Here is a 6,582-nt window from a genome sequence, read left to right as displayed (position 1 = left end):
GACCCGGGCACCCGCGCGGCCCGCACCCCGTCCGATCCGGAGGCGACCCGTGGGAGGTCACGTTAAGGTCAGGGCGACACCAAGGAGCTGATGGGCAGTGGCATCTGCTGGTTATGACCTGGTCGTCGTCGCGAACCGCCTCCCGGTGGACGTGACGCTCGACGACGACGGGAACCCGAGCTGGACCCGGTCCCCCGGCGGTCTGGTGACCGCGTTGGAGCCGGTGGTGCAGGGCTCCGACGGCGCCTGGGTGGGGTGGGGCGGGGCGGCCGACCTCGACCTGGAGCCCTTCGACGCCGACGACATGCGGCTGGTGCCGGTCCCGCTCAGCGAGGACGAGCTCACCGACTACTACGAGGGCTTCTCCAACGACACCCTCTGGCCGCTGTACCACGACGTGATCCAGCCGCCCACGTTCCACCGGCAGTGGTGGGACGTGTACCAGCGGGTGAACCGCCGGTTCGCCGAGGCCGCCGCCGCGCAGGCCGCGCCCGGCGCCACCATCTGGGTGCACGACTACCAGCTGCAGCTGGTGCCGAAGATGCTGCGCGACGCCAGGCCGGACCTGGTGATCGGCTTCTTCGACCACATCCCGTTCCCCGCGTACGGCATCTACGCACAGCTGCCGTGGCGCCGCCAGGTGATAGAGGGACTCCTGGGCGCCGATGTGATCGGCTTCCAACGGCTCGCGGACGCGGGCAACTTCGCCCGGGCCGTGCGGCGTCTGCTCGGCTACGAGACGCGGGGATCGGTGATCGACGTGCCGGTTCGCGACGGCGAGGCCGTTGGGCATCGTCGTGTGAAGACGAACCGCCGTGGCATCCGGGTGCGCACCGTGCTGGCGAAGCAGTTCCCCATCTCGATCGACGCCCAGCGCTACCAGGAGCTCGCGTCCCGGCCCGACATCCAGGCGAGGGCGCATCAGATCCGTGAGGAGCTGGGCGATCCGAGGACGATCATGCTCGGCGTCGACCGGCTCGACTACACCAAGGGAATCCGACACCGGCTGAAGGCCTACGGGGAGCTGCTGCGTGACCGCTCCATCGACGTGGACGACATCACGCTGGTGCAGGTGGCGAGTCCGTCCCGGGAACGTGTCGAGACGTACAAGCAGCTGCGCGACGAGGTGGAGCTCACGGTGAGCCGCATCAACGGCGACTACTCGACCATCAGCCACACCGCGATCAGCTACCTGCACCAGGGCTACCCGCGCGAGGAGATGGTGGCGCTGTACCTGGCCGCCGACGTCATGCTGGTCACGGCTCTGCGCGACGGCATGAACCTCGTCGCCAAGGAGTACGTCGCCAGCCGCATCGACAACGACGGCGTGCTCGTGCTGAGCGAGTTCACGGGTGCCTCCGACGAGCTCAAACAGGCCCTGCTGGTGAACCCGCACGACATCGAGGGGCTCAAGGACGCCATGCTGCAGGCCATCCACATGCCCAAGCGGGAACGCGCCAGGAGGATGCGTGCGCTGCGCAAGCGCGTGCTCACGTACGACGTGCAGCGATGGTCAGCCACGTTCCTGGATGCCCTCGCCCACGTGACGTCCGACGACGACTATGGGGCGTACGAGCGGGCGCAGCAGGCCTCGTCGGTGCCGGGGTCAGTGGCGCCGTCGGAATCGTGACGTCGCCTGGCGGCACCGGCCTCGACGCCGCTCTCGTCGACGCCCTGCGTCGCCTCGCCGACACCCCTCGCCTGCTCGTCGCGCTGGACTTCGACGGCACGGTGAGTCCGCTCGTCGACAACCCGGGCGACTCCCGGGTGCTTCCCGCCGCCCGGGCGGCGCTGCGCGAGCTCGAACGGACGCCGGACACCTGGGTGGCGTTCGTGTCGGGCCGTCCGCTGGCCGGGCTGATCCGCGTGACGGAGGCCGACGAATCCGATCTGCTCATCGCCTCGCATGGAGCCGAGGTGCGTCTCACCGGGGGAGCGGTGGACGTCGGCCTGACGCCCGAGGAACGCTCCCGCCTCGACGCGCTCGCCGCGGCGCTGCAGCGGGTCGTGGCCGCCGTGCCGGGTGCCCGCCTCGAGCGCAAGCCGGTGGGGCTGGGGCTGCACACCCGCGGGGTGCCGGCCGCGGCGGCCCGGGTGGCGGAGGACGCCGCCCGCGCTGCGGCGGCCGAGCTGGGCGGCGGGTTCCTGGAACGAGCGGGCAAGGACATCCTCGAGTTCGCCGTGCGGGACGTGACCAAGGGCGATGGCATGCGGCGCCTGCGCGACCATGTCGAGGCCACCGGGGCGTTCTACGCCGGTGACGACGTGACCGACGAGGACGCGTTCGCCGTGCTCGGCCCCGATGACATCGGCGTGAAGGTCGGCGAGGGGCAGAGCCTGGCGAGGTTCCGGGTCCCCGATCCCGATGCCGTCGCGGAGGCGCTCGAGGTGCTCGCCCGCTTCAGGGCGGCACGACCGACCGGCCGGTAGCGGGGCGACCGGCGGTCGTCTTCGACGGTGCCGCGGCGGTCCTAGACTCGTTTTCATGCCAGAAATCGACATGAAGCCGCGCAGCCGCGTCGTCACGGACGGGATCGAGGCGACGACGAGTCGCGGAATGCTTCGCGCGGTGGGCATGGGAGACGAGGACTGGGACAAGCCGCAGATCGGCATCGCCAGCTCGTGGAATGAGATCACGCCGTGCAACCTCTCCCTCGATCGGCTCGCCCAGGCGGCCAAGGAGGGCGTGCACGCAGGTGGCGGCTATCCCCTCGAGTTCGGCACCGTCTCGGTGTCCGACGGCATCTCGATGGGGCATGAGGGCATGCACTTCTCGCTCGTCTCGAGGGAGGTCATCTGCGACTCCGTGGAGACGGTGATGATGGCCGAGCGTCTCGACGGGTCGGTGCTCCTCGCCGGATGCGACAAGTCGATACCGGGCATGCTGATGGCTGCGGCGCGGCTCGACCTGGCCTCGGTGTTCCTCTACGCCGGCTCCATCGCGCCTGGCTGGGTCAAGCTCAGCGACGGAACGCAGAAGGACGTCACCATCATCGACTCCTTCGAGGCCGTCGGCGCCTGCAAGGCGGGCACCATGAGCCTGGAAGACCTCAAGCGCATCGAGTGCGCCATCGCGCCGGGCGAGGGCGCGTGCGGCGGCATGTACACGGCCAACACCATGGCGTCCGTCGCCGAGGCGCTCGGGATGAGCTACCCGGGATCCGCCGCACCGCCGTCCGCCGACCGCCGCCGCGACTACTACGCGCACCGCTCGGGGGAGGCCGTGGTCGGAATGCTGCGGCGCGGGCTGACCGCCCGCGACATCCTCACGAAGGAGGCGTTCGAGAACGCCATCACGGTCGCGATGGCGCTGGGCGGCTCCACCAACGTCGTGCTTCACCTGCTGGCCATCGCCCGCGAGGCGGAGGTGGAGCTCACCCTCGACGACTTCAACCGCATCGGCGACCGGGTCCCGCACATCGCCGACATGAAGCCGTTCGGCAAGTACGTCATGAACGACGTGGACCGGCACGGCGGCATCCCCGTGCTGATGAAGGCGTTGCTCGACGCCGGCCTGCTGCACGGCGACTGCATCACCGTCACCGGCAAGACGGTGGCCGAGAACCTCGCGGAGCTGAACCCGGGCCCTCTCGACGGCGAGGTGCTGCACACGCTGGACAACCCGCTGCATCCCACGGGCGGCCTCACCATCCTCAAGGGCTCGTTCGCGCCCGACGGCGCGGTGGTGAAGACCGCCGGATTCGACGCCACGGTGTTCGAGGGGCCCGCCCGGGTCTTCGAGCGCGAGCGGGAGGCGATGGACGCCCTCACGGAGGGCAGGATCGACCACGGCGACGTCGTCGTCATCCGGTACGAGGGGCCCAAGGGCGGTCCGGGCATGCGGGAGATGCTGGCGATCACCGCGGCGATCAAGGGCGCAGGCCTCGGCAAGGATGTACTACTATTGACGGACGGTCGATTCTCCGGCGGCACAACCGGCCTGTGCATCGGCCACATAGCACCCGAAGCGGTGGACGGCGGTCCCATCGCCTTCGTGCGCGATGGTGATCTGATACGGGTCGATATCGCGGCTCGCTCCCTCGACCTACTTGTCGACGAGTCCGAGCTGGCCTCCCGCCGGGAAGGCTGGAAGCCTCTTCCCCCGCGCTATACCCGTGGCGTTCTCGCGAAGTACTCCAAGCTCGTGCACTCCGCCGCGGAGGGCGCGATCACGGGGTAGTCGTCTCGCTCGTCAGCTCGTTCCATCGACGCACCGAAGGAAGTCGCCCCCCATGACAACGGAACCTCGAGTCGTGCCGGCTTCGGCAGCGCGCGCTGCCGGGGCGGATCCCACTTCGGAGAGGCCGGAGCTCATCACCGGCTCGGCGGCCATCCTGCGGTCGCTGGCGCACCTCGGCGTCAGGGACGTCTTCGGCATCCCCGGCGGCGCCGTGATCCCCTTCTACGACGAGCTCATGGCGCAGGACGCGATCCGCCACATCCTGGTTCGGCACGAGCAGGGCGCCGGTCACGCCGCCGAGGGCTACGCGACGGCCGGTCGCAGCGTCGGGGTCGCGATCGCGACCTCCGGCCCTGGCGCCACGAACCTCGTCACGGCCATCGCCGACGCGCACATGGACTCCGTGCCGACCCTGTTCATCACCGGCCAGGTGTTCTCCACCCTGATGGGCACGGATGCCTTCCAGGAGGCGGACATCGTCGGCATCACCATGCCCATCACCAAGCACTCCTTCCTGGTGAAGCGTGCCGAGGACATCCCGTCCACGATCGCGGCCGCCCATCACATCGCCTCGACCGGTCGTCCCGGGCCGGTGCTGGTGGACGTGACGAAGGATGCCCAGCAGGACCTCATCGAGTTCTCGTGGCCGCCGGTGGTCGACCTTCCCGGATACCGGCCGGTGACGAAGGCGCACGGTAAGCAGGTGCACGCGGCGGCGCGCCTGCTCGCGGAGTCGCGCAAGCCCGTGCTCTACGTGGGCGGCGGGGTGGTGCGTGCGGAGGCTTCCGACGAGCTGGCCGTCCTGGCCGCGGCGACCGGCGCCCCGGTGGTCACCACGCTGATGGCGAGGGGCGCGTTCCCCGACTCCGACCGGCAGCATCTCGGCATGCCCGGCATGCACGGCACGGTCGCCGCGGTGCTCGCACTGCAGGACGCCGATCTCATCGTGTCTCTTGGCGCACGCTTCGACGACCGCGTCACGGGGAAGGTGTCGGAGTTCGCTCCGCACGCCAAGATCGTGCACGTCGACGTAGACCCGGCCGAGATCTCCAAGATCCGGCACGCCGATGTCCCGATCGTCGGCGATGCCAAGGACGTCATCGCCGACCTGACATCGGCCTACGAACACGAGGTCGCCGCGGTCGGCAAGCCCGATCTCAGCGACTGGTGGGCCAAGCTCGACGGGCTCCGCACCCAGTTCCCGCTCGGCTACACGCCGACCAGCGACGGGCTCCTCGCCCCGCAGGCGGTGATCAGGCGCATCGGCGAGCTCACGGGTCCCGAGGGCGTGTACGTCGCGGGGGTGGGCCAGCATCAGATGTGGGCCGCGCAGTTCATCTCGTACGAGCGCCCGAACGCCTTCATCAACTCCGGCGGTGCCGGCACGATGGGCTTCGCGGTTCCCGCCGCGATGGGGGCCAAGGTGGCTCAGCCCGATCGCGTGGTGTGGGCGATCGACGGTGACGGATGCTTCCAGATGACCAATCAGGAGCTCGCCACCTGCACCATCAACGACATTCCCATCAAGGTCGCGATCATCAACAACTCGTCGCTGGGCATGGTGCGCCAGTGGCAGACCCTGTTCTACGACGGGCGTCACTCGTTCACCGACCTGAACACGGGGCACGAGACGGCGATGATCCCGGACTTCGTGCGCCTCGCGGAGGCGTATGGTGCCCTGGGCATCCGCGTCACGAAGGAGGACGAGGTCGATGACGCCATCCGGCTGGCGTTGGAGACCAACGACCGGCCCGTCGTCATCGACTTCATCGTGAGCCGAGACGCCATGGTGTGGCCGATGGTCCCGCAGGGGGTCAGCAACTCCAACGTGCAGTACGCGAAGGATCACGCACCTACCTGGGGAGAGGAGTAGGCCGTGTCGACGCACGTGCTGTCGCTGCTCGTCGAGGACAAGGCGGGCCTGCTCACCCGCGTGGCCGGGCTGTTCTCGCGCCGCGGGTTCAACATCTCCTCGCTCGCCGTGGGGGTGAGCGAGGTCCCGGGACTCTCGCGCATCACCGTCGTCGTCGATGTCGAGGATGCCCCCCTCGAGCAGGTCACCAAGCAGCTGAACAAGCTCATCAACGTGATCAAGATCGTGGAGCTCGACCCCGACCAGTCGGTGCAGCGGGAGCACCTGCTGATCAAGGTGCGTGTCGACCACACCACCCGGTCGCAGGTGTTGGAGGCCGTGAACCTGTTCCGTGCACGGGTCGTCGACGTCTCCACCGATGCGCTGGTGATCGAGGTCACCGGCGACACGGGCAAGACCGAGGCGTTGCTGCGCGTGCTCGCACCGTACGGCATCAAGGAGATGGCGCAGTCCGGCCTGCTCGCCATCGGGCGCGGCTCGAAGTCGATCTCGGATCGCGTCTTCAAGAACTAGAACGGCGCTCACGCCG

At 69.2% G+C, this 6,582-nt stretch carries 5 protein-coding genes; all 5 read left to right on the top strand.

Annotated features, from left to right (window positions below; genetic code table 11):
• Positions 1–97: 97 nt before the first annotated feature.
• The 5 genes from otsA to ilvN are packed head-to-tail and all read left to right on the top strand — an operon-like array spanning position 98 to position 6,566.
• A complete protein-coding gene (gene otsA / locus VGC18_RS12915) occupies positions 98–1,630 on the top strand; it encodes an alpha,alpha-trehalose-phosphate synthase (UDP-forming) (RefSeq protein WP_331098012.1) in 1,533 nt (510 codons plus the stop codon).
• Positions 1,627–2,430, top strand: a complete 804-nt coding sequence (otsB, locus tag VGC18_RS12910; protein WP_331098010.1) for a trehalose-phosphatase — start codon at positions 1,627–1,629, stop codon at positions 2,428–2,430. The genes otsA and otsB overlap by 4 nt, the downstream gene beginning before the upstream one ends.
• A 55-nt stretch (positions 2,431–2,485) precedes the next feature.
• The gene (gene ilvD / locus VGC18_RS12905; protein WP_331098009.1) at positions 2,486–4,180 is read left to right on the top strand and encodes a dihydroxy-acid dehydratase; all 1,695 of its coding nucleotides are present in this window, start codon (positions 2,486–2,488) and stop codon (positions 4,178–4,180) included.
• Positions 4,181–4,232: 52 nt separating this feature from the next.
• The gene (locus VGC18_RS12900; protein ID WP_331098007.1) at positions 4,233–6,053 is read left to right on the top strand and encodes an acetolactate synthase large subunit; all 1,821 of its coding nucleotides are present in this window, start codon (positions 4,233–4,235) and stop codon (positions 6,051–6,053) included.
• A gap of 3 nt (positions 6,054–6,056) precedes the next feature.
• A complete protein-coding gene (ilvN, locus tag VGC18_RS12895) occupies positions 6,057–6,566 on the top strand; it encodes an acetolactate synthase small subunit (RefSeq protein ID WP_331098005.1) in 510 nt (169 codons plus the stop codon).
• The last annotated feature ends 16 nt before the right edge of the window (positions 6,567–6,582 follow it).

The sequence above is a fragment of the Lacisediminihabitans sp. genome, from assembly GCF_036404185.1.
Lineage (GTDB): Bacteria > Actinomycetota > Actinomycetes > Actinomycetales > Microbacteriaceae > Lacisediminihabitans.
The sequence above is the reverse complement of the archived record's forward strand: the minus strand, read 5'-3'. Positions and strand labels throughout refer to the sequence as shown.

Coding starts and splice junctions, on each gene's coding strand:
- VGC18_RS12900 (WP_331098007.1), top strand. CDS start 4,233: ATGACAACGGAACCTCGAGTCGTGCCGGCTTCGGCAGCGCGCGCTGCC.
- ilvD (WP_331098009.1), top strand. CDS start 2,486: ATGCCAGAAATCGACATGAAGCCGCGCAGCCGCGTCGTCACGGACGGG.